The sequence below is a fragment of the Mesobacillus harenae genome (assembly GCF_013343715.1).
GTDB classification, from domain to species: domain Bacteria; phylum Bacillota; class Bacilli; order Bacillales; family Cytobacillaceae; genus Mesobacillus_A; species Mesobacillus_A harenae.
The window spans coordinates 32,675-53,481 of record NZ_JABUNR010000017.1 but is presented as its reverse complement, the minus strand read 5'-3'; the positions used below and the strand labels follow the sequence as shown (position 1 = coordinate 53,481).

At 42.0% G+C, this 20,807-nt stretch carries 18 protein-coding genes; 5 read left to right on the top strand and 13 right to left on the bottom strand.

All coding sequences use genetic code 11. From position 1 onward, the window contains the following. Nucleotides 1–45: 45 nt before the first annotated feature. The 6 genes from rplB to HRJ06_RS18810 form a co-directional block, all read right to left on the bottom strand. Nucleotides 46–876: a 50S ribosomal protein L2 gene (gene rplB / locus HRJ06_RS18835; protein WP_174734523.1), complete on the bottom strand. Its 831-nt coding sequence runs from the start codon at nucleotides 874–876 to the stop codon at nucleotides 46–48. Between the two features lie 30 nt (nucleotides 877–906). Next, nucleotides 907–1,191 (bottom strand): 50S ribosomal protein L23, encoded by a 285-nt coding sequence (gene rplW / locus HRJ06_RS18830; protein ID WP_197970028.1) that lies wholly within the window; start codon nucleotides 1,189–1,191, stop codon nucleotides 907–909. After that, on the bottom strand, nucleotides 1,191–1,814 hold the full coding sequence (rplD, locus tag HRJ06_RS18825; RefSeq protein WP_174734522.1) for a 50S ribosomal protein L4: 624 nt from the start codon (nucleotides 1,812–1,814) through the stop codon (nucleotides 1,191–1,193). Before rplD ends, rplW begins: the two co-directional genes overlap by 1 nt. 25 nt (nucleotides 1,815–1,839) lie before the next feature. Further along, on the bottom strand, nucleotides 1,840–2,469 hold the full coding sequence (gene rplC, locus HRJ06_RS18820) for a 50S ribosomal protein L3 (protein WP_174734521.1): 630 nt from the start codon (nucleotides 2,467–2,469) through the stop codon (nucleotides 1,840–1,842). Between the two features lie 37 nt (nucleotides 2,470–2,506). Beyond that, the gene (rpsJ, locus tag HRJ06_RS18815; RefSeq protein WP_027322659.1) at nucleotides 2,507–2,815 is read right to left on the bottom strand and encodes a 30S ribosomal protein S10; all 309 of its coding nucleotides are present in this window, start codon (nucleotides 2,813–2,815) and stop codon (nucleotides 2,507–2,509) included. Nucleotides 2,816–3,417: 602 nt separating this feature from the next. After that, a complete protein-coding gene (locus HRJ06_RS18810) occupies nucleotides 3,418–4,329 on the bottom strand; it encodes a R2-like ligand-binding oxidase (RefSeq protein ID WP_174734520.1) in 912 nt (303 codons plus the stop codon). A 224-nt stretch (nucleotides 4,330–4,553) separates the two neighbouring features. Between HRJ06_RS18810 and HRJ06_RS18805 the strand changes: the two genes are divergently transcribed. The 5 genes from HRJ06_RS18805 (at nucleotide 4,554) to HRJ06_RS18785 (ending at nucleotide 10,284) form a co-directional block, all read left to right on the top strand. Next, nucleotides 4,554–5,654 carry a Zn-dependent alcohol dehydrogenase gene (locus HRJ06_RS18805; RefSeq protein ID WP_174734519.1) on the top strand — a complete coding sequence of 367 codons (1,101 nt, stop codon included), beginning with the start codon at nucleotides 4,554–4,556 and terminating at the stop codon, nucleotides 5,652–5,654. Nucleotides 5,655–5,681: 27 nt separating this feature from the next. Beyond that, nucleotides 5,682–6,113 carry a hypothetical protein gene (locus HRJ06_RS18800; RefSeq protein ID WP_174734518.1) on the top strand — a complete coding sequence of 144 codons (432 nt, stop codon included), beginning with the start codon at nucleotides 5,682–5,684 and terminating at the stop codon, nucleotides 6,111–6,113. Between the two features lie 76 nt (nucleotides 6,114–6,189). Then, nucleotides 6,190–7,680 (top strand): aldehyde dehydrogenase family protein, encoded by a 1,491-nt coding sequence (locus tag HRJ06_RS18795; RefSeq protein ID WP_174734517.1) that lies wholly within the window; start codon nucleotides 6,190–6,192, stop codon nucleotides 7,678–7,680. A 342-nt stretch (nucleotides 7,681–8,022) separates the two neighbouring features. Further along, entirely contained in the window at nucleotides 8,023–9,777 is a 1,755-nt protein-coding gene (locus HRJ06_RS18790; protein WP_174734516.1) for an ABC1 kinase family protein, read from the top strand. A 24-nt stretch (nucleotides 9,778–9,801) separates the two neighbouring features. Next, the gene (locus HRJ06_RS18785) at nucleotides 9,802–10,284 is read left to right on the top strand and encodes a hypothetical protein (RefSeq protein ID WP_174734515.1); all 483 of its coding nucleotides are present in this window, start codon (nucleotides 9,802–9,804) and stop codon (nucleotides 10,282–10,284) included. A gap of 60 nt (nucleotides 10,285–10,344) precedes the next feature. On the opposite strand, the gene HRJ06_RS18780 is transcribed toward HRJ06_RS18785, so the two are convergent. The 7 genes from HRJ06_RS18780 to rpoC form a co-directional block, all read right to left on the bottom strand. Beyond that, entirely contained in the window at nucleotides 10,345–11,892 is a 1,548-nt protein-coding gene (locus HRJ06_RS18780) for a response regulator transcription factor (protein ID WP_174734514.1), read from the bottom strand. Between the two features lie 318 nt (nucleotides 11,893–12,210). Then, nucleotides 12,211–13,398, bottom strand: coding sequence for an elongation factor Tu (gene tuf / locus HRJ06_RS18775; protein WP_174734513.1), 1,188 nt, complete (start codon nucleotides 13,396–13,398; stop codon nucleotides 12,211–12,213). 130 nt (nucleotides 13,399–13,528) lie between these two features. Then, the gene (fusA, locus tag HRJ06_RS18770) at nucleotides 13,529–15,607 is read right to left on the bottom strand and encodes an elongation factor G (protein WP_174734512.1); all 2,079 of its coding nucleotides are present in this window, start codon (nucleotides 15,605–15,607) and stop codon (nucleotides 13,529–13,531) included. 48 nt (nucleotides 15,608–15,655) lie between these two features. Further along, on the bottom strand, nucleotides 15,656–16,126 hold the full coding sequence (rpsG, locus tag HRJ06_RS18765; RefSeq protein WP_174734511.1) for a 30S ribosomal protein S7: 471 nt from the start codon (nucleotides 16,124–16,126) through the stop codon (nucleotides 15,656–15,658). Nucleotides 16,127–16,168: 42 nt separating this feature from the next. Next, on the bottom strand, nucleotides 16,169–16,591 hold the full coding sequence (gene rpsL, locus HRJ06_RS18760) for a 30S ribosomal protein S12 (RefSeq protein WP_174734569.1): 423 nt from the start codon (nucleotides 16,589–16,591) through the stop codon (nucleotides 16,169–16,171). A gap of 103 nt (nucleotides 16,592–16,694) precedes the next feature. Continuing rightward, nucleotides 16,695–16,943, bottom strand: coding sequence for a 50S ribosomal protein L7ae-like protein (locus HRJ06_RS18755; protein WP_174734510.1), 249 nt, complete (start codon nucleotides 16,941–16,943; stop codon nucleotides 16,695–16,697). Nucleotides 16,944–17,165: 222 nt separating this feature from the next. Then, nucleotides 17,166–20,765 carry a DNA-directed RNA polymerase subunit beta' gene (gene rpoC, locus HRJ06_RS18750; RefSeq protein WP_174734509.1) on the bottom strand — a complete coding sequence of 1,200 codons (3,600 nt, stop codon included), beginning with the start codon at nucleotides 20,763–20,765 and terminating at the stop codon, nucleotides 17,166–17,168. Between the last annotated feature and the right edge of the window lie 42 nt (nucleotides 20,766–20,807).

Here is a 20,807-nt window from a genome sequence, read left to right as displayed (position 1 = left end):
CGTGATTGTCCTACGGTTCTACTGTTGAACCGTAGCTCAATCCCGTTATTTTTTGCGGCGACGCACGATAAATTTATCTGATTTGTTTTTCTTTTTGCGAGTTTTGAATCCAAGAGTTGGTTTACCCCATGGAGACATTGGTGATTTACGTCCGATAGGCGAACGTCCTTCACCACCGCCGTGTGGGTGATCGTTAGGGTTCATTACAGAACCACGGACAGTTGGGCGCTTGCCTAACCAGCGTGAACGTCCTGCTTTACCAATGTTGATTAGTTCGTGCTGTTCATTTCCAACTTGACCAACAGTCGCGCGGCATTCAGAAAGGATCATGCGAACTTCACCAGAATTTAAACGGATAAGAACGTATTTACCTTCTTTACCAAGAACCTGTGCTGATGTACCAGCTGAACGGACCAATTGACCGCCTTTGCCAGGCTTTAACTCGATATTGTGTACCACAGTACCAACAGGAATGTTGATAAGTGGAAGTGCGTTTCCTACTTTGATGTCGGCTTGAGCACCAGACATAACTTCCATTCCTACTACTAGGTTTTTAGGAGCTAGGATGTAACGCTTTTCTCCGTCTGCATAATTGATTAACGCAATGTTTGCTGAACGGTTTGGATCATATTCGATTGTGGCAACGCGTCCAGGAATGCCATCTTTGTTACGTTTAAAATCGATAACACGATACTGACGCTTATGACCGCCACCTTGATGACGAACTGTTAACTTACCCTGGTTGTTACGGCCGCCTTTTCTTTTTAACGGTGCAAGTAAAGACTTTTCCGGCTTGTCAGTTGTGATTTCAGCGAAATCAGAAGCTGTCATGCCGCGACGACCGGCAGAGGTAGGTTTGTACTTTTTAATCGCCATTTCATTTCCCTCCTCTTCTAATTAAAGTGATTAAACCTCAAAGAATTCGATTTCTTTGCTGTCTTCAGTTAAAGTTACGATAGCTTTGCGGCGTTTGTTAGTGTATCCGCCGAATTTGCCCATACGCTTGAACTTCCCTTTATAGTTCATGATGTTTACTTTTTCAACATCAACACTAAAAATTTGTTCAATAGCGTCTTTTACTTGAGTCTTGTTTGCTCTAACATCAACTTCAAAAGTGTATTTCTTTTCACCCATCAAGTCAGAAGAGCGTTCAGTAATTACGGGGCGCTTAATGATATCACGTGCATCCATTATGCAAGCACCTCCTCTACTTTTTCAACAGCTGCTTTAGTCATGATTAATTTATCATGATTTAAAACATCTAAAACGTTAATTCCATCAGCTGCAACAACCGTTACACCAGGAAGGTTACGTGCTGATAAAGCTACATTTTCGTCTACCCCTGCAGTTACGATTAGTGCTTTCGAGTCAACCGCTAAGCCTTTTAATACGCCTGCGAATTCCTTTGTTCTCGGAGCTTCGAATGCAAGGTTTTCCAATACTAAGATGTTTTCATCCAACACTTTAGATGATAACGCCGATTTAATTGCCAAACGACGAACCTTCTTAGGTAATTTATAGCTGTAGCTGCGTGGTGTCGGTCCAAATACCGTACCGCCTCCGCGCCATTGTGGGGAACGAATCGAACCCTGACGTGCGCGTCCAGTACCTTTTTGACGCCATGGTTTACGTCCGCCGCCAGCTACTTCAGAACGAATTTTAGTTTTATGAGTACCTTGACGTAATGAAGCTCTTTGCATGATGACAGCTTCGAACATTACGTGGTTATTAGGTTCAATCCCAAACACTGAATCATTCAGTTCGATATCGCCAACTTGAGATCCGGTTTGGTTGAATAATGCTACTTTCGGCATTCCAATTTCCTCCTTTCCCTAGAAGTTACTTCGCTTTAACAGCGCTTCTGATTTTAAGCAATGCCTTTTTAGGACCTGGAACGTTACCTTTAACTAAAAGCAAGTTGCGCTCTGTGTCCACTTTTACGATTTCAAGGTTCTGAACAGTGATCTGCTCTCCACCCATACGTCCAGGTAATAATTTACCTTTAAATACACGGTTTGGAGCAACAGGTCCCATTGAACCTGGACGACGGTGGTAACGGGAACCGTGAGCCATTGGCCCGCGAGATTGTCCGTGGCGCTTGATTGCACCCTGGAAACCTTTACCTTTAGATACTCCTGTTACATCTACTAAATCGCCTTCCGCGAAAACATCTACCTTGACTTCCTGACCAACTTCGTACTCTGCTAAGTCTACTCCGTTGAATTCACGAACGAAGCGCTTAGGAGTAGTGTTAGCTTTTGCGACATGGCCTTTTTCCGGTTTGTTTGAAAGCTTTTCACGCTTGTCTTCAAAACCTAATTGAATTGCTTCATATCCATCAGTTTCTCCAATTTTCTTTTGAAGAACAACGTTTGGAGCAGCTTCAACTACAGTTACCGGGATAAGATCACCGTTCTCAGCAAACACTTGAGTCATACCGATCTTTCTTCCTAAGATTCCTTTGGTCATTTCAGTCACACCTCCTAAAGATTTGTATTATTTATTATTAAAGTTTAATTTCGATATCTACACCTGATGGCAGATCTAAACGCATAAGTGAATCAACCGTTTGTGGCGTTGGGTTGATGATGTCGATTAGACGCTTATGTGTGCGCATTTCAAATTGCTCACGCGAATCTTTGTACTTATGAACCGCACGCAGGATAGTATAAATAGTCTTTTCAGTCGGTAATGGGATTGGGCCAGATACAGCCGCCCCAGAACGCTTTGCTGTTTCAACAATTTTCTCTGCAGATTGGTCAAGAATTCTGTGATCATACGCTTTTAAACGGATACGAATCTTTTGTTTTGCCATTATTTTCCCTCCTTTTCGCCTATTTTAAAATAGACTTTCTCAACGGAAATTTCCCACACACTCGCCATGGCAAAGCGGCCGGGTGTGTCAGCAACCTTCCGCATCATCGCAGTCAGAGACCAACATTGTCTATTATACAGAAAACATAATTGGAGTGCAACTTTTCTTTGCACTTTATATATGTTTTACACACTTTTACTATTATAGCGGCTCATCTCCCAGTTTACAAGAGAAGATTTACTTTTTGTTTCTTCCTTATTTATCAACTCTTAAAATAACATGTTAATTACTAGCCTAATTTTATATTGGAACCCTCTGCTCAACCAGTTTCTTCTATATATATAGATAGATCTTAGCGTCGGAAGATCTTCCTGTTGATACTGACTCTTCATCGCTGAACATCCCGGCCTGATTTATACCGGTGTGAGGTAGTCTATGAACAACAGGACCGTGGTCCGATAAATGTTACCACTTTCTACAGGTTAATAATACACAAACAAAAAAAGGATGGCAGGTGCCATCCCAAATTGGGGGTGGAGATTTGAAACTAGCAGAGAAAAGGGTACTTCATTTATGATAAAAACCAAATTGGTTTAAATCAGCTACTCAATTATTGCTTCTGCTTCCTCTTCGATTTCCAGGTAGGCATCAAAATGATCCTTTGCTTTTGATATACTTGCCTCTCTGGTATTGTACTGCTTTATTGCATAGTCCGTCATTATAGTCCAGTCAACCCCATACATCTCTTCTCCCTCCGTAATAGCAATCGTGTCATTGATCAGGCCAATTGCATAAGGGAGAAGGCCATCCATCGTTTCAGTAAAAACATCGTACAGCTTTGGATCCTGAGATATGAGACGCCTAAGGGTGTATGTACCAAACCCTATATGACGTCCTTCATCCCGGCCTAAGTTCTTAATTCCCTCGATCATTCCTGGGAGTAATCCAGTCGCTTGAAACCCCAGCCTAAAAGAATGATAGCCTGATTCAGCAAGCATTCCCTCCACGACCATGTGATAGGTTGTCAATGCTCGTACCTGGGCTTCCGGGGAATTGTCAGTATAGAGAGCATTCATAGCCTGTGGCAGCATCTCATAAAAAACCTTTTTATAATTATCAGTATGGTATTTTGACAGATCCTCTGTCATCCCTACTTCTTGACGCCACCTCGCAAAAAACTCGGTATGTTTTGCTTCTTCATATAAGAAGGTAGTCAAATAGATTGTATCTTCGAGCCGGCCTTCGTTAGCCATCGTATAAAGGACTGGTAAAAAGTCAAGTGTGACTGCCTCCTCGCCAGCACCAAATAATGCTACAAGCTGAGCCACCAACTCTCGTTCTTTTGGCCCCGAATTTAATACACTTTGTCTATCGACCGAAAAATCAATATCTATTGGATTCCATCCTCCAAATTTTTTCGCTTTCTCATAAAGCTTATACATTGGGTGATTCCAATCTAACAGCTTCTCAGTAGAAGATTGAAATCCGGTATGCACCTTCGGTAAACTATTCATTCCTTCCCGCCTCCCTATTTTTTAAAAACTTAATAGCTATACAGTACTCTAAGTGAAAGCGATTACAAAAGTTCGTAAATCGTCGGTAAAATAAACCTACATTCTTCGGGTAGTTTCTCCAATTACGAAAATGAGTACCGAATAAATACGGTATGTTGTTTAAATATTCTGAATAATATAATGGGTTTATATACACTATCCTAAGAAAAGGAGGCACCACCAGTATGAAAGCTGCCGTATTAAAAGATTATGGCCAACCTGTAACAATTGAAGATGTGGAACTTAGACCTCCCAAGAAAGGAGAAGTTCTCGTAAAGATTAAAGCAGCGGGAATATGCCACAGTGATCTTCACGTTGTATCTGCTGATCTTCCACTGCCAGTCCCCATGGTACTCGGACATGAAGGCGCTGGAATCGTGGAAGATGTAGGGGAAGGTGTTACCAGAGTTAAGCAAGGAGATCATGTTGTCTTGAATTGGGTACCCGAATGTGGAACTTGTTACTACTGCAACATCGGCAGAAAAGATATGTGCGATGAAGCCCAAGCAACTGCCCAATCAGGGACAATGCCTGACGGAACAACAAGGTTTCACTTAAATGAGGAAGAAATCTTTCAATTCAGCATGACTGGCACTTTTAGTGAATTTACAGTTGTACCCGAGAATGGAGTAATCCCAATAAGGAAAGACGTTCCCTTTGCTCAAGCAGCATTAGTGGGATGTGGTGTGTTAACTGGCTACGGTGCTGTAGTAAATACTGCTAAAGTTAAACCCGGAAGCAGTGTTGTTATAATCGGCGCCGGCGGAGTCGGACTTAACATTATTCAAGCTGCCCAGCTTGCAGGAGCTGCAAAAATAATTGCTGTTGATCTTTCACCCAGGAAATTCGACTTAGCAATGCAGTTTGGCGCTACTGACACGATAGATGCCAGCGAAGATGACGTGATTGACCAAGTCATTGAGCTAACTGGCGGCAGAGGCGCTGACTACGCATTTGAAGTCATCGGTAACCCTAACACGATTGCCCAAGCATACAACTGCTTAGGTAAAGGTGGCACAGCTGTTGTTGTTGGAATAGCACCACCCCACCTCGACGTCAGTATAAACGCTTTTTCAATACCTGCTCAAAGCAGAACGATAACTGGATCTTGGTATGGACAAAGCAATCCAATTGTAGATGTTCCTAAAATACTCGATTTGTACATGGTAAATAAAATAAAGCTTGATGAACTAATCTCAAAAACTTACCAGTCTCTCGATGGGATTAACGAAGCATTCCAGGATATAAAGGAAGGAAAAGTGGCAAGAAGTGTAGTTGAATTTTAACCGATAAAAAATGAGGAGGAGTTATCTATGCCGTATTTTCAATCCGCAGAGGAACTATATCAGGTATTTGAAGGGTTTTTTCAAGAAGTGAAGGATTCGGAACAATCAAAGGCAATTATGAAATCCTATGTGAAATCAGATAAGCATGACGCACTTGTTCAATACATTTATCATAAACCAGAAGCGAAGATGACTTGGGTGCCTAATGATCAAGGAAGCATTGATGTTATTTATGGCGAAACTGATTTAAACCCTGAATTAACATTTGAAATGACTGCTGATATCGGTCATAAGTTTTGGCTTGGCAAAGTAGATTTGACCCAAGCTCTTGCACGGCAGCAAATGAAGGCCACCGGACCTCTATCAAAATCGTTAAAGGTCGTTCCCCAACTTCAGCAATGGTATCCGCTTTACCGTGAATATCTCATTAAAACAGGACGAGAAGAAATAGCAGTCTGATATTTATGTAAGCGTTTCCTAACCAGGCTAACGGGCAGGAAACGCTCTAATTATAATTAAGGCGGTGTATCTATTAATGACTACTATTACTTCCGGGATTAACCGAAGACAACTCTTTATTAATGGTGAGTGGTGTGATTCTGAAAGTGGCCATACCTTCAAAGTATATAATCCTGCTACTGGAAAAGTAATCACTGAAGTCAGTGAAGCTAGTGAGGGAGATATAATCAGAGCTGTTGAAGGTGCAAAAGAGGCTTTTGCGGATAAGCGCTGGCGAGGTATGTCACCGCTTGAAAGAGGGAGAATTCTCAGGCAGGTATCGATGTTAATAAATGAGAAACAGATGGAGATTGCCCAGATCATGACGTTAGAAAATGGGATGCCTCTAAATACCGCGCTTTTTGTTGAGATACCAATGGTAATCGAATGCTTTGATTATATGGCCTCTCTAGCTGCTCAGCCGCTTGGACTGACACAGCCCTTCTCAGCAACAGGAGCGCCTCCTAACCATTTCGTTTACACCGTAAAAGAACCAATTGGTGTTGCAGGGCTAATTACCCCGTGGAACTTCCCCCTTCTTATGCCTGCATGGAAGGTAGCTCCTGCTCTTGCCTCAGGCTGCAGCATGCTTTTAAAGCCTGCCCCTGAAACACCACTAACAGCTTTAAAACTTGCTGAGATTTGTCATGAAGCCGGTATCCCTGAAGGTGTTTTGCAAGTTCTACCTGGAGCTGATGCAGCCGGAAAAGCAATTGTCAGTCATCCTGATATTCCTAAAATTGCATTTACCGGAGAAACATCTACTGGCAGAAAGATACTCGCTGCTGCTGCACCATATATTAAGCGAGTAACCCTAGAGCTTGGAGGAAAGTCTCCAAATATTATTTTTGAAGATGCTGACCTGGAGCAGGCAGCTAAAAGTGCCCTGTTCGGTTTATTCCTCAATTCTGGCCAAGTATGCCAAGCCGGGTCCAGAATTTTAGTTCAAGAGAGTGTATATGAGAGGTTTGTCACCCTGATTTCGAAAGAGGCAGCCCAGCTAACAGTTGGCCCAGGGGATGATATGAGTAATGACCTTGGACCAGTTATCAGCAAAGAGCAGCATGATAAAATTCTTCAGTATATTGAGAGCGGACTGAAGGAAGGTGCCAGAATGATAACTGGCGGTAAAAGCAGCCGGGAGGAAGGCTATTTTATTAATCCAACTGTTTTTGCTGATGTTAAGCCAACTATGCAGATTGCACAGGAGGAAATATTCGGCCCTGTTGGAGCCATAATTTCCTTCAAGGATGAAAATGATGCAATTGAAATAGCTAATAGCACAATATATGGACTTGCTGCAGCCGTTTGGACAAAGGATTTTAAGCGCGGCTTAAAAATGGCTCAGGAAATTCAGGCAGGCACCATTTGGGTGAACACATATCAAGTTCTTACACCGACCGCCCCCTTTGGCGGCTATAAGCAAAGTGGACTGGGACGCGAGCTAGGTCCAAATGCTCTAGACGCATACCTAGAAACAAAGTCAGTTATCGCAGACCTAAACGAACAACCCCTAACCTATTTTTAATAAAAAAAGCGGAAGCGCCTTGTCAGCCCCGACAAGCGCTGGAGGGCCACCAGGTGAAGTCGTTCTTTGACTTCAACAGGTGGACCGAAGCGACTCGAGGGGCTAGGCGCTGCAGCTGGATAATAAAAAAAGCGGAGCCGACTTTCCAGAAACGAGAAAACTGGAGGCTCTGACAAAGAAGCGTTTTGTGCTTCTGACGGAGGAGCTGAAGTTTTCCGAGTTTCTAGGAGGCAAAGCTGGATAAAAAAAGCGGAAGCGCCTGGTCAGCCCCGACAGGCATAGAACACATAAAATTACACGCTAAATACGTGAAGCTGTTAACTGTTTATAAGGAGGTTTGAAATGGCTGTTACTGAAACATATCTATTGGAGTCTTCCAGCCGGGAGCTTAAAGCCATAAAAAGAAAAATAGATGAAGAAAAAGCTAAGATCACCAAAGGGAGGCGAGAAAGAAAAATAGTTGGCACCATCGCCAAACATGGACTTGGTTACATCTTTAAAGATTCTAGTTTATTTAAATTGTTTCGCCATCAGGTCCGAACTCCCAAAGAAAGTGACAAACTCAGAAAGATCGGTAATCGCATGAGAATGGCTTTTGAGGAACTAGGGCCAACATTTATTAAGCTCGGCCAAGTACTTGTTACCAGAAACGATATTCTGCCTGAAGAAATTACCCTTGAGCTAGAAAAGCTCCTTGATAGCGTTCCGCCTATTTCTTTTGACAATATCAAATACACACTGGAAAATGAACTTCCGGAGGGCCTCAACTCATTTGCGTGGATTGATACAAAACCAATCGGTTCAGCTTCCCTTGCCCAGGTATACAGAGCACAATTAAAAACGGGTGAGATCGTAGCCGTTAAAGTATTGCGCCCTACTGTGGAGAACTTATTCCAAACCGACATTTCTATTATTAAAAAGTGGACTAAACGGTTACAAAAGCAGCTTCCAGTAGAGATTGCTGCGTCACTGGATCTAATTGAGCTTGTTACTGATTATTACAGCGGTTCAATGAATGAATTAAACTTGGAACGGGAAGCTCAGACAATGCAGCATCATCGCAGCATAGCCGGCGAACGCTTTGAGTGGCTCCGCGGTTCTGAGGTCTACCTCTCTACTAAAAACGTTTTAGTTATGGAATTTATTGACGGTTGGACAATCAAAGATTTTCCCGTTGACTTTTTTACCTTTGAAGAGCGTCTTTCTATAATGCTGGACCTGGCCCACTATTATATTGAATCTTTCATGAACGGCAATTATCACGCTGATGCACATGGGTCCAATATTCTTATTTGTAAAAATACGAGAAAGGCAGTTCCTATCGATTGGGGCATGGTCGGGAAGATGGATACAATGCACACCCAGGCCATCTTTCGATTCTTAATGCACACACGCTTAAACCAGGCAGAAGATGCAGCTGAATGCGCCCTTGATGTCGTAATTCCTACAATCTATACCGATACTGTAAAATTAAGGGATCAATACAGAGCAATGTTTCTAAACTATGTGAATAGTACCCAGGCGGATAAATACAATTGGGGCAGACTAGTGCTTGAGATTATCAACATTGGAATGTTGAACTACTGTAAGATCCCTAATGGCTTAGCCCTTTGGGCAAAAGCATTTTCAGCTACAGAAGGGACTGCGCGCTGGATTTGCCCAGAAGTATCCTACCATCATGTCGTCGAATCAGCTGATACCTCGGTAATGAAGGGGGTAATCGGACGGAGGTTTAACTACCGGGCAAACGCCACGTGGATTACTGAAGTAGTTAAGCTATTTGGTACAGTGCCACGCCGAATAAATAAAATCCTAGAGCACTTCTATCATAATGATTTCCGAATGAGCGTACAAATGCGAGTAGATAAACGAACCGCAACTATGGCCAATCAAATTATGAACAGGCTTGCCTTAACTATGATTGTTTCTTCAATTATTATTGCAACAGGCTTAATTATGAGCAACATGCCACAAACTGAATTTTTTGGAATAACGAAGCAAACAATTGCTAGTTCTGGTCTCGCATTGGGCGGTATTTTAGGTTTCTTTTTACTGTGGAGGATCTGGCGGACTAGGAAAGTACGATCCTTATTTTAATAGTGCATGAAAGGAGGTAAAAATATGAGAGACGATCAAGAAAAAAAGACAATGAACGAACGGATCCGAGCCTTTTATAAACAAAGCGGTGGTCCAAATAATCCCCAAATCGAAACGATCATTGAAAAACATCTCCTTTATGGCAAGGACCACGGTGTTCCAGGAAAAAGGGAAACCTTTAAAGACGCAATGCTTGAGGTTTTCCTTGATGATTATTCTACTAAAGATATTGTCATGTGGCTGCTTAAAGCTAAATATGACATTAGTGACCGCTGGCAGGAATTGATTGTCGGTAAGACAATGGATCAAATAGCAGCAGCAGAGGAAATGACTTCAGATAAAGAACCCTCTGTATCCGATAATATTAAACTTGCACAACTGGAGCAGCGCTTAGTAAACCTGGAAAACAACATCGGAAAAATCGTCACCCTCCTTGAGGATGCGAATAATTCACAAAATAACAATGAATCAATGACTAACCGCATCATTAGGAGCCAGGGATTTTAACAAATCCATAACTATTAAATCATATATATAAAGCCATTGGGTTAACCCCTCTGGCTTCCTTTAGATAATCCCTTGCCGAATAGCTTTAGCAATTGCCTGAGTACGGTTTTGGGCATCCAGCTTCTTAATGATAAAAGATATATAGTCCCTTACTGTATATTTGCTTAAAAACAGTTTATCAGCAGCCTCATCAATAGTTTTCCCTTCTGCCATCAGCCTTAATATTTCAATCTCTCTCGCTGTTAGCTTCCCTTTATCAGGGGCGGACAGGGACTGACTAATATGTGGGGAATATTTAGATAATACCTCCCCTGCATGCTGTCCGAACTTAGTAATGACTGATAAAATCATTTCAGGCACTTCAAATGCTTTCCCTTCTCCTTGGTCGAGGAAAACACCACCCCATACTTGATTATTGGATGCACTATAAATCGGTACAACTACTAATGATTTTAGTTCGAATTGCTCCACAAATTTCTCGGGCAGTATATTCTGTGCACTAGGCACATATAATGGCTGGATTCTGGTCATCGTCTTTTTGATCTGAGGAATATTATTCAAGTTCTCTCGAATGTTTCGTATATCCGTCGTATCAATTTTATGGCCCATTACCCCAAGGCCAACTTCATCACCATTTTCTGTTTCGGTATAATAGAATAAAGCCGCCCTTTTAAAAGGGAGGTAATGAACAAAACCGCTCACAACCTTGTCGACCGCTTCCTCAAAGTTTCTCGCCAGCATAATCCACTCATCAAAAAGAATCAGCGAATCCTTCCAGTCACTTTTCACCTGCATATTTTGCTGTGCTACTTCGTTTTGTTTCAACAGTTCCAAGGATAACGTGAAAAAAGGCTTTATTTGTTCAGCATCCTCTTTATTGATACAAAACAAATATGTGTCAGGCCCCATATTAAGGGGAAATACATCAAGTTGATCAGATGGAAGCGAATCCATTAACAGACGTAGAACAGCATCTGACAAGAGACTAAGTGAGGGGCCCTGAAGAGTCTTGACCATGTTTATCCATTCATGGTCAATGACTAGCTTTCGATGAGGGGTAAAGCTTGAAATCTTAAATATACTGTTATCTTCGTTATTAATTTTTGCAGCCCATAAAAACAGATTTTCATCTTTACTAAATATTTGAGATATAAAATAATCGACATCTAACAGTTCGAGCTTGGTTTTTGTGAAAAAACGTTGGACAATTAATGAGAAGAAATGCTGAACAGATTGATGAACTTGGTAATCCACATTGCTATTTTTGCCAATGACTTTATGAATGGCATTCTCAAGCATGGTAAAAATTAAAATTAATTTATGGGAGCTAAATGGCTCTTCTAATTGTAAAGCCCAATCATCCTGGAGGCCGCTGAATGCATTATCAGATTCTGATGAGGAAAAGCTTGAAAGATGTTTCCAAAACAGGTTTGAAATTAACTGAAGCTGATCTGGCGCTTCAGGACCACAGTCGATAAGCGTCTCGTTTTGTTTCAATCGAAAAAAAATTTGATCCCACTCTTTTTGTATCTCTTCCTTATGCAGTTGGATAATGGAAGCTGCTTGCCCGATCAGCTGGTTCATTTGGCTGTTGAGTGAAATAATCAAGCTTGCCACTCTCCTCGTTCCTTTATTTTATTTTCAGAATTTTTTATCCATTTAATACAAGAATATTATGCTAGTGCAAAGCCGTCAAGTTAAATATGAACATTTAGTGAATTTTACTGTAAATATTTTCAACTTATTTCAATAATATTTTGCTGATATACAGGATTGATATCAAAATGACAAAGATATTTTGAGATATTTTATACTTGTGGATGAAAGGGGAAAAAACGTTAGATTATATTTACACAGGAGTTGTTTTATAATTCTCTGCAAAAAAAAAAACGGATGGGTCGTCACCCATCCGTTTTTTCATTATTACTACTCTTGAATAGTTGCTACAACGCCAGCGCCTACTGTACGGCCACCTTCACGAATAGAGAACTTAGTTCCTTCTTCGATAGCGATTGGAGAAATCAGTTCAACAGTCATTTCGATGTTATCGCCAGGCATAACCATTTCTACGCCTTCAGGAAGGTTGCAGATACCAGTTACGTCAGTTGTACGGAAGTAGAACTGTGGGCGGTAGTTAGTGAAGAATGGAGTGTGACGTCCACCTTCTTCTTTAGATAAAACATAAACTTCAGCTTTGAACTTAGTGTGTGGAGTGATAGAGCCTGGCTTAGCCAAAACTTGGCCACGCTGGATTTCTTCACGAGCAACACCACGAAGTAGAGCTCCAATGTTGTCGCCAGCTTCTGCATAGTCAAGAAGCTTACGGAACATTTCTACACCTGTAACTGTAGTAGATTTTGGCTCTTCAGTTAAACCGATGATTTCGATTACGTCACCGACTTTAACTTTTCCACGCTCAACACGGCCAGTAGCAACAGTTCCACGTCCTGTAATTGAGAATACATCCTCAACAGGCATCATGAATGGCTTGTCAGTGTCACGAGTTGGGTTTGGAATGTATTCGTCAACTGCAGCCATAAGCTCAACGATTTTTTCTTCCCAAGCAGCGTCTCCTTCAAGAGCTTTAAGAGCAGAACCTTTGATAACTGGAAGGTCATCACCAGGGAACTCATATTCAGTAAGAAGATCGCGAACTTCCATTTCAACTAGTTCAAGAAGCTCTTCATCGTCAACCATGTCGCACTTGTTCATGAAAACAACAAGGAAAGGTACACCTACCTGGCGAGATAGAAGAATGTGCTCACGAGTTTGTGGCATTGGGCCATCAGCAGCAGATACTACTAGGATACCGCCGTCCATTTGTGCAGCACCAGTGATCATGTTTTTAACATAGTCAGCGTGTCCTGGGCAGTCAACGTGTGCATAGTGACGGTTAGCAGTTTCATACTCAACGTGAGAAGTGTTGATAGTGATTCCGCGCTCTTTTTCTTCTGGAGCCGCGTCAATTTGATCATATCCGCGTGCTTCTCCGCCACCAGACTTAGAAAGTACAGTAGTGATAGCAGCAGTTAAAGTTGTTTTACCATGGTCAACGTGACCAATAGTACCGATGTTTACGTGTGGCTTAGAACGATCGAATTTAGCTTTACCCATTAGGAATTTCCTCCTTTTTTTTAAAAAAAAATAAAATTAAGTATATTTTGGACTGTGCAAAATGATATACACTCTGCACAGCTTCCATGCTTACATTAGTAGTTATACTGGATTAAAGGACGAAAATCAATTATTCGCCTTTATTCTTTTTGATGATTTCTTCAGAGATCGACTTTGGTACTTCTTCGTAGTGATCAAAATGCATTGAGAAAGTTCCGCGTCCCTGTGTATTAGAACGAAGGGATGTAGCGTAACCAAACATTTCAGAAAGTGGAACCATTGCGCGTACAACCTGTGCATTTCCGCGTGCTTCCATACCTTCTACACGTCCACGACGGGAAGTAACGTCTCCCATAATATCTCCCATGTATTCCTCTGGAATGACAACTTCAACCTTCATAACAGGCTCAAGAATTACTGGCTTACATTTAGAGGCAGCGTTTTTCAGTGCCATAGAAGCAGCAATTTTGAACGCCATTTCACTAGAGTCAACATCATGGTAAGATCCGTCAAATAGTCTTGCTTTGATATCAACAAGTGGGTATCCAGCAAGAACACCGCGATCTAGTGAGTCTACAAGGCCCGCTTGTACAGCAGGAATATATTCACGAGGAACTACCCCACCAACGATGCCGTTTACAAACTCAAATCCTTTACCTTCTTCGTTAGGAGAAAACTCGATCCAAACGTGTCCATATTGTCCACGTCCACCAGATTGGCGTGCGAATTTACCTTCAACTGAAGCAGATCCACGGAAAGTCTCACGGTAAGCTACCTGAGGAGCACCTACATTTGCTTCTACTTTAAATTCACGGCGCATACGGTCAACAAGGATGTCAAGGTGAAGCTCACCCATACCTGCAATGATAACCTGTCCAGTTTCCTGGTCAGTATGTGCACGGAAAGTTGGATCTTCTTCTTGTAATTTTTGTAGAGCTGTTGTCATTTTATCTTGGTCAGCTTTCGATTTAGGCTCAATCGAAAGGGAAATTACCGGTTCAGGGAATTCCATTGATTCAAGAATAACTAGGCTCTTTTCATCACATAAAGTGTCACCAGTAGTTGTATCCTTCAGTCCAACTGCAGCTGCGATATCCCCAGCATATACTACTGAAATCTCTTCACGAGAGTTTGCATGCATTTGCAGGATACGTCCTACACGCTCACGCTTGCCCTTAGTAGAGTTTTGAACATAAGAACCTGAGTTCAATGTACCTGAGTATACACGGAAGAACGTTAATTTACCGACATAAGGGTCAGTCATAACTTTAAACGCTAGTGCTGAGAATGGCTCTGAATCATCGGCATGACGCTCTACAGCTTCTTCTGTATCTGGTAGTGTGCCGTTGATAGCAGGAACATCCAGCGGAGATGGAAGGTAATCAATAACAGCGTCAAGCATTTTTTGAACACCTTTGTTTTTAAAAGCAGATCCACAGATAACTGGATAGAATTCAACGTTTACAGTACCTTTACGAATCGCAACTTTCAGTTCATCGTTAGAGATTTCTTCTCCGCCAAGATACTTTTCCATTAATTCTTCATCAAACTCTGAAACTGCTTCTATTAACTTCTCACGGTATTCTTCAGCTTGTGCTCTATAATCCTCTGGAATTTCTCCAACCTGAATATCAGTTCCAAGGTCGTTACCATAGAATGTAGCTGTCATATCAATTAGATCAATAATGCCTTCGAATTGATCTTCAGCACCAATCGGTAATTGAATTGCAGCAGCATTTGCCTGAAGACGATCGTGAAGAGTTTTCAAAGAGTACAAGAAATCTGCACCAATTTTATCCATTTTATTTACAAAAACTACACGTGGTACACCGTAAGTAGTTGCTTGGCGCCAAACTGTTTCAGTTTGCGGCTCAACTCCGGACTGTGCATCAAGTACAGCTACTGCTCCATCAAGAACACGAAGGGAACGTTCAACTTCTACTGTGAAGTCTACGTGTCCCGGAGTATCGATGATGTTAACGCGATGGCCTTTCCATGAAGCAGTTGTCGCTGCAGATGTAATAGTGATTCCGCGCTCCTGTTCCTGCTCCATCCAGTCCATTTGAGACGCACCTTCATGTGTTTCACCGATCTTGTGGATACGGCCAGTATAATAAAGGACACGCTCTGTAGTTGTTGTTTTACCAGCATCAATATGTGCCATGATACCGATATTACGAGTGTTAAATAAGGAGAACTCTCTTGCCATTGGGTCTTTCTCCTTCCTAGTATGAGTGTTTTATAGTTGAAGGTTAGATTACCAACGATAGTGAGCAAACGCTTTGTTTGCTTCAGCCATTTTGTGTGTATCTTCACGCTTCTTAACGGATGCTCCTGCACTGTTAGCAGCATCTAAAATTTCATTAGCTAAACGCTCTTCCATTGTCTTCTCACCGCGAAGACGAGCATAGTTTACCAACCAGCGAAGACCTAAAGTGGTACGGCGATCAGGACGCACCTCAATTGGTACTTGATAGTTTGCACCACCAACACGGCGTGCTTTTACTTCTAGAACAGGCATGATATTCTTAAGAGCTTGTTCGAACACTTCCATAGGCTCTTTGCCTGAACGCTCACGGATGATATCGAATGCATTATATAAAATGGTTTGAGACTTACCTCTTTTACCATCGATCATCATTTTGTTAATTAAACGAGTAACTAACTTTGAGTTATATATCGGATCAGGTAAAACGTCTCTCTTTGCAACTGGACCTTTACGTGGCATATTTTTTCCTCCTTTCAGCAAAACTGATTGAATGTTTTATTGTTACTTCTTAGCTGCTTTTGGTCTCTTAGTACCGTATTTAGAACGGCCTTGCATACGATTGTTAACACCAGCTGTATCAAGAGCTCCACGTACGATATGGTAACGTACACCCGGTAAGTCCTTTACACGTCCTCCACGAATAAGAACAACACTGTGCTCTTGAAGGTTGTGTCCGATACCAGGAATGTAAGCTGTAACCTCAATTCCGTTAGTTAAGCGTACACGAGCATACTTACGTAATGCCGAGTTAGGCTTCTTCGGAGTCATAGTACCAACACGTGTACATACACCACGTTTTTGTGGAGAAGTAACGTTAGTCTGTGCTTTCTTGAAGCTGTTGTAACCTTTATTAAGCGCAGGTGATTTTGACTTTTCCTCAGCAGATTTCCGAGGCTTGCGCACTAATTGATTAATTGTAGGCATGATTTTTCCTCCCTTCACTTTTTTGGTAAGCCCACACATCCAGGTGGTTCATTTTTAAATAAAAACAAAGTCCTTGCAGAGATCGTTCCGCAAAAACAGTTTTTTACTTAGTTATAGCTACAGTAGCTGCCCCGACTTCTATCCCGCAAGCTTTCCCGAGTTTTTTCATCGAGTCAACACGCGTTACAGGAACCTTCACTTCCTTGGCTGCTTGAAGAACTTTCGCCGTCACCTTTGGATCAGCATCTTCCGCAATAACCAGTTCAATGATATCCCCAGCCTTTAGGGCTTTTACCGTTTGCTTTGTTCCTACTATTATATTTTGTGCCTGCGATACTTTTTCATAAGACATTTCGATATCCTCCAAAGCAACAGGTAAATAGGAGCACCTTTGATATATTACCATTTCACATAAACAATGTCAACAACACAACTATTTTTTTATAGAAAAGGATTTTACAATTTCTATCTCTAGCAATCCATTTCAGATATGCACCAACATTATTTAAAAATGCGGTACCTTCAACATGCGTTCATAAGAAGGTACCGCAACTTTTTAGTTTAATTGAGCTTTTTATTCGACTGTCATTGGCTCCTCAGTCTCTGCATCCTTTAAATAAGGTTCAGCTCTGCGGTAACGCGGCATACCAGTTCCTGCTGGAACAAGCTTTCCGATAATAACATTTTCTTTCAAGCCGAGCAATTCATCGCGCTTGCCTTTGATTGCTGCATCAGTAAGGACTCTTGTTGTTTCCTGGAATGATGCGGCTGACAAGAATGAATCTGTTTCTAGTGACGCTTTGGTAATACCTAACAGCACAGATCTGCCTGTTGCTGGAAGTTTCCCTTCAAGCAGTGCTTGTCTGTTGGCATCAGTAAATTGATGGATTTCGAGTAGAGTTCCTGGTAAGACTTCCGTTTCACCCGCATCGATAACCCTTACTTTCCGCAGCATTTGACGTACCATTACTTCTACGTGTTTATCGCCAATTTCTACCCCTTGCATGCGGTATACTTTTTGTACTTCACGCAGCAGGTACTCTTGAACAGAATTAACGTCTTTTACTTTCAGTAGTTCTTTCGGATCAATAGAACCTTCTGTCAGTTCCTGTCCGCGAGCTACCTTTTCATTAACAGCAACTTTTACTCTTGCTGTATATGGGGCTGTATAAGTACGGCTCTCTACTTCACCTTGAACAATAATCTCATGCTGACGATCACGTCCTTCGTTAATTCCGACAACTACGCCTTCAACCTCAGTGATTACAGCCTGCCCTTTTGGATTACGGGCTTCAAACAATTCCTGAATACGTGGAAGACCCTGAGTGATATCATCCCCGGCAACTCCACCTGTATGGAATGTACGCATTGTCAGCTGGGTTCCTGGCTCACCAATCGACTGGGCTGCGATAATTCCAACTGCTTCGCCGACCTCAACCTCTTGGCCTGTTGCAAGATTACGTCCGTAACACTTTTTACATACACCATGGCGAGTGTTACAAGTGAATGCAGAACGAATCCATACTTCTTCTAAATTAGCTTCCATTACTTGATTAGCAAGATCTTCTGTGATTAGGTCATTTTCATGAACGATAACTTTATTCGTTTCTGGATGCACAATATTTCTTCTTGCATAACGTCCAATTAAACGCTCATCCAGTTCCTCTATAACCTCAGTGCCATCTTTAAGCGCCCTGACCTTAAGGCCGCGGTCTGTTCCACAATCGTCATCACGAACAATGACATCCTGGGCTACATCGACAAGACGACGAGTCAGGTAACCTGAGTCAGCAGTCTTAAGTGCTGTATCAGCAAGACCTTTACGAGCACCGTGCGTCGAAATAAAGTATTCTAATACAGTTAAACCTTCACGGAAACTAGATTTGATAGGCAATTCAATGATTCGGCCAGCCGGGTTAGCCATAAGTCCACGCATACCAGCAAGCTGTGTAAAGTTGGATGCATTACCACGAGCACCTGAATCACTCATCATGAAGATCGGGTTCGTTTTATCCAATGATTTCATGAGCATAGCCTGAATAGTATCCTTAGCGGCGCTCCAGATCGAAATCACTCTATCATAACGTTCATCTTCTGTGATAAGACCACGTCTAAATTGCTTTAGAACGTTATCTACTTTTGTTTGAGCCTCTTCAATAATTTTCTTCTTTTCACGAAGAACTACGATGTCTGCAACCCCTACTGTAATTCCAGCTTTGGTGGAGTAGCGGAATCCAAGGTCCTTCATTCGGTCAAGCATTCTTGATGTTTCTGTAATCTTGAAACGCTTAAACACTTCTGCAATGACATTTCCGAGTATACCTTTCTTAAAAGGATCTACTATTGGACTTGTTTTAAGGTGTTCCTTAACATCGGTTCCACTTTCAACAAAGTACCTCGCAGGTGTTTCTATTTCAAGATTCTCTTTTGTAGGTTCATTAATATACGGGAATGAAGATGGCAGAATCTCATTAAAAATGAGTTTGCCTACTGTTGTTAATAACAGCTTTTTATTCATTTCTTCCGTAAATGTCTGGTTGTTCAATGAACCAGCATGAACAGCTACTCTAGTATGAAGGTGTACATATCCATTTTGGTATGCAACCAAGGCTTCATTTGTATCTTTAAAGATCATTCCCTCGCCAACCGAACCTTCTCTTTCAAGCGTTAAGTAGTAGTTTCCTAATACCATATCCTGTGAAGGTGTTACTACTGGCTTGCCATCTTTAGGGTTTAAAATGTTTTGGGCAGCAAGCATTAACAAGCGTGCTTCTGCCTGTGCTTCTGCTGAAAGAGGCACGTGAACAGCCATCTGGTCACCGTCAAAGTCAGCATTGTAAGCTGTACAAACAAGCGGATGAAGGCGAATTGCACGTCCTTCAACAATAGTCGGTTCGAAGGCCTGTATCCCTAGCCTGTGCAAGGTAGGTGCGCGGTTAAGCAGTACAGGGTGTTCTTTGATAACGTCCTCAAGAACATCCCAAACTTCCGGCTGGACTCTCTCGATTTTACGTTTAGCAGATTTAATATTATGAGCAAGTCCCTTTTGAACTAACTCTTTCATAACAAAAGGTTTAAACAGCTCTAAAGCCATTTCTTTTGGAAGTCCGCACTGGTACATTTTCAGGTTTGGCCCAACGACGATAACCGAACGGCCTGAATAGTCAACCCGTTTTCCGAGCAGGTTCTGACGGAAACGTCCTTGCTTACCTTTCAGCATATGAGAAAGAGATTTCAATGGACGGTTACCAGGTCCAGTAACCGGACGGCCGCGGCGACCGTTATCTATCAGGGCATCAACTGCTTCCTGAAGCATCCGCTTTTCATTTTGGACAATAATGCTTGGAGCTCCAAGATCAAGAAGACGTTTTAGACGGTTGTTCCGGTTGATTACACGTCTATAGAGGTCATTCAAATCTGATGTAGCAAACCGGCCGCCATCTAATTGAACCATTGGGCGCAACTCTGGCGGGATAACCGGAAGAACATCTAGTATCATCCAATCAGGCTCATTTCCAGAACCACGGAATGCTTCAAGTACTTCAAGACGCTTAATTGCACGGGTACGTCTTTGTCCTTGAGCAGTTTTAAGTTCCTCTTTCAGCATATCAGCCTCTTTGTCTAGGTCTATATCTGAAAGAAGTTTTTTAATAGCTTCCGCACCCATGGATGCCTGGAACTTAGTTCCATACTTATCACGATATGCACGGAATTCTTTTTCAGAAAGAAGCTGTTTCTTTTCAAGAGCAGTATCGCCTGTCTCAGTGACAACGTAAGAAGCGAAATAAATAATTTCTTCAAGAGCTCGTGGAGACATGTCTAAAACAAGTCCCATGCGGCTCGGAATACCTTTAAAGTACCAAATGTGAGATACAGGAGCAGCCAGTTCAATGTGGCCCATGCGCTCACGGCGAACTTTTGCACGGGTAACTTCTACTCCGCAGCGGTCACAAACGACGCCTTTATAGCGAACTCGTTTATATTTACCGCAGTGGCATTCCCAGTCCTTGGTCGGCCCGAAAATACGCTCACAGAACAGACCGTCTTTTTCGGGTTTTAAGGTACGATAGTTGATTGTTTCAGGCTTTTTAACTTCACCAAATGACCATGAACGGATTTTATCCGGTGAAGCAAGGCCTATCTTCATGTATTCAAAATTATTAACATCCAGCAAGGGGCCTACCTCCCTTTTCGTCTCAGGTTTTACCCTTATTGC

Bases quoted from the DNA above. Each gene is read 5' to 3' on its own strand.
- rpsL (WP_174734569.1), bottom strand. From the start codon at position 16,591: ATGCCTACAATTAATCAATTAGTGCGCAAGCCTCGGAAATCTGCTGAG.
- HRJ06_RS18785 (WP_174734515.1), top strand. From the start codon at position 9,802: ATGAGAGACGATCAAGAAAAAAAGACAATGAACGAACGGATCCGAGCC.
- rplC (WP_174734521.1), bottom strand. From the start codon at position 2,469: ATGACCAAAGGAATCTTAGGAAGAAAGATCGGTATGACTCAAGTGTTT.
- HRJ06_RS18810 (WP_174734520.1), bottom strand. From the start codon at position 4,329: ATGAATAGTTTACCGAAGGTGCATACCGGATTTCAATCTTCTACTGAG.
- HRJ06_RS18790 (WP_174734516.1), top strand. From the start codon at position 8,023: ATGGCTGTTACTGAAACATATCTATTGGAGTCTTCCAGCCGGGAGCTT.
- fusA (WP_174734512.1), bottom strand. From the start codon at position 15,607: ATGGCAAGAGAGTTCTCCTTATTTAACACTCGTAATATCGGTATCATG.
- HRJ06_RS18800 (WP_174734518.1), top strand. From the start codon at position 5,682: ATGCCGTATTTTCAATCCGCAGAGGAACTATATCAGGTATTTGAAGGG.
- rpsG (WP_174734511.1), bottom strand. From the start codon at position 16,126: ATGCCACGTAAAGGTCCAGTTGCAAAGAGAGACGTTTTACCTGATCCG.
- rplD (WP_174734522.1), bottom strand. From the start codon at position 1,814: ATGCCGAAAGTAGCATTATTCAACCAAACCGGATCTCAAGTTGGCGAT.
- tuf (WP_174734513.1), bottom strand. From the start codon at position 13,398: ATGGGTAAAGCTAAATTCGATCGTTCTAAGCCACACGTAAACATCGGT.
- HRJ06_RS18795 (WP_174734517.1), top strand. From the start codon at position 6,190: ATGACTACTATTACTTCCGGGATTAACCGAAGACAACTCTTTATTAAT.
- rpsJ (WP_027322659.1), bottom strand. From the start codon at position 2,815: ATGGCAAAACAAAAGATTCGTATCCGTTTAAAAGCGTATGATCACAGA.
- rplB (WP_174734523.1), bottom strand. From the start codon at position 876: ATGGCGATTAAAAAGTACAAACCTACCTCTGCCGGTCGTCGCGGCATG.
- HRJ06_RS18805 (WP_174734519.1), top strand. From the start codon at position 4,554: ATGAAAGCTGCCGTATTAAAAGATTATGGCCAACCTGTAACAATTGAA.
- HRJ06_RS18755 (WP_174734510.1), bottom strand. From the start codon at position 16,943: ATGTCTTATGAAAAAGTATCGCAGGCACAAAATATAATAGTAGGAACA.
- rplW (WP_197970028.1), bottom strand. From the start codon at position 1,191: ATGGATGCACGTGATATCATTAAGCGCCCCGTAATTACTGAACGCTCT.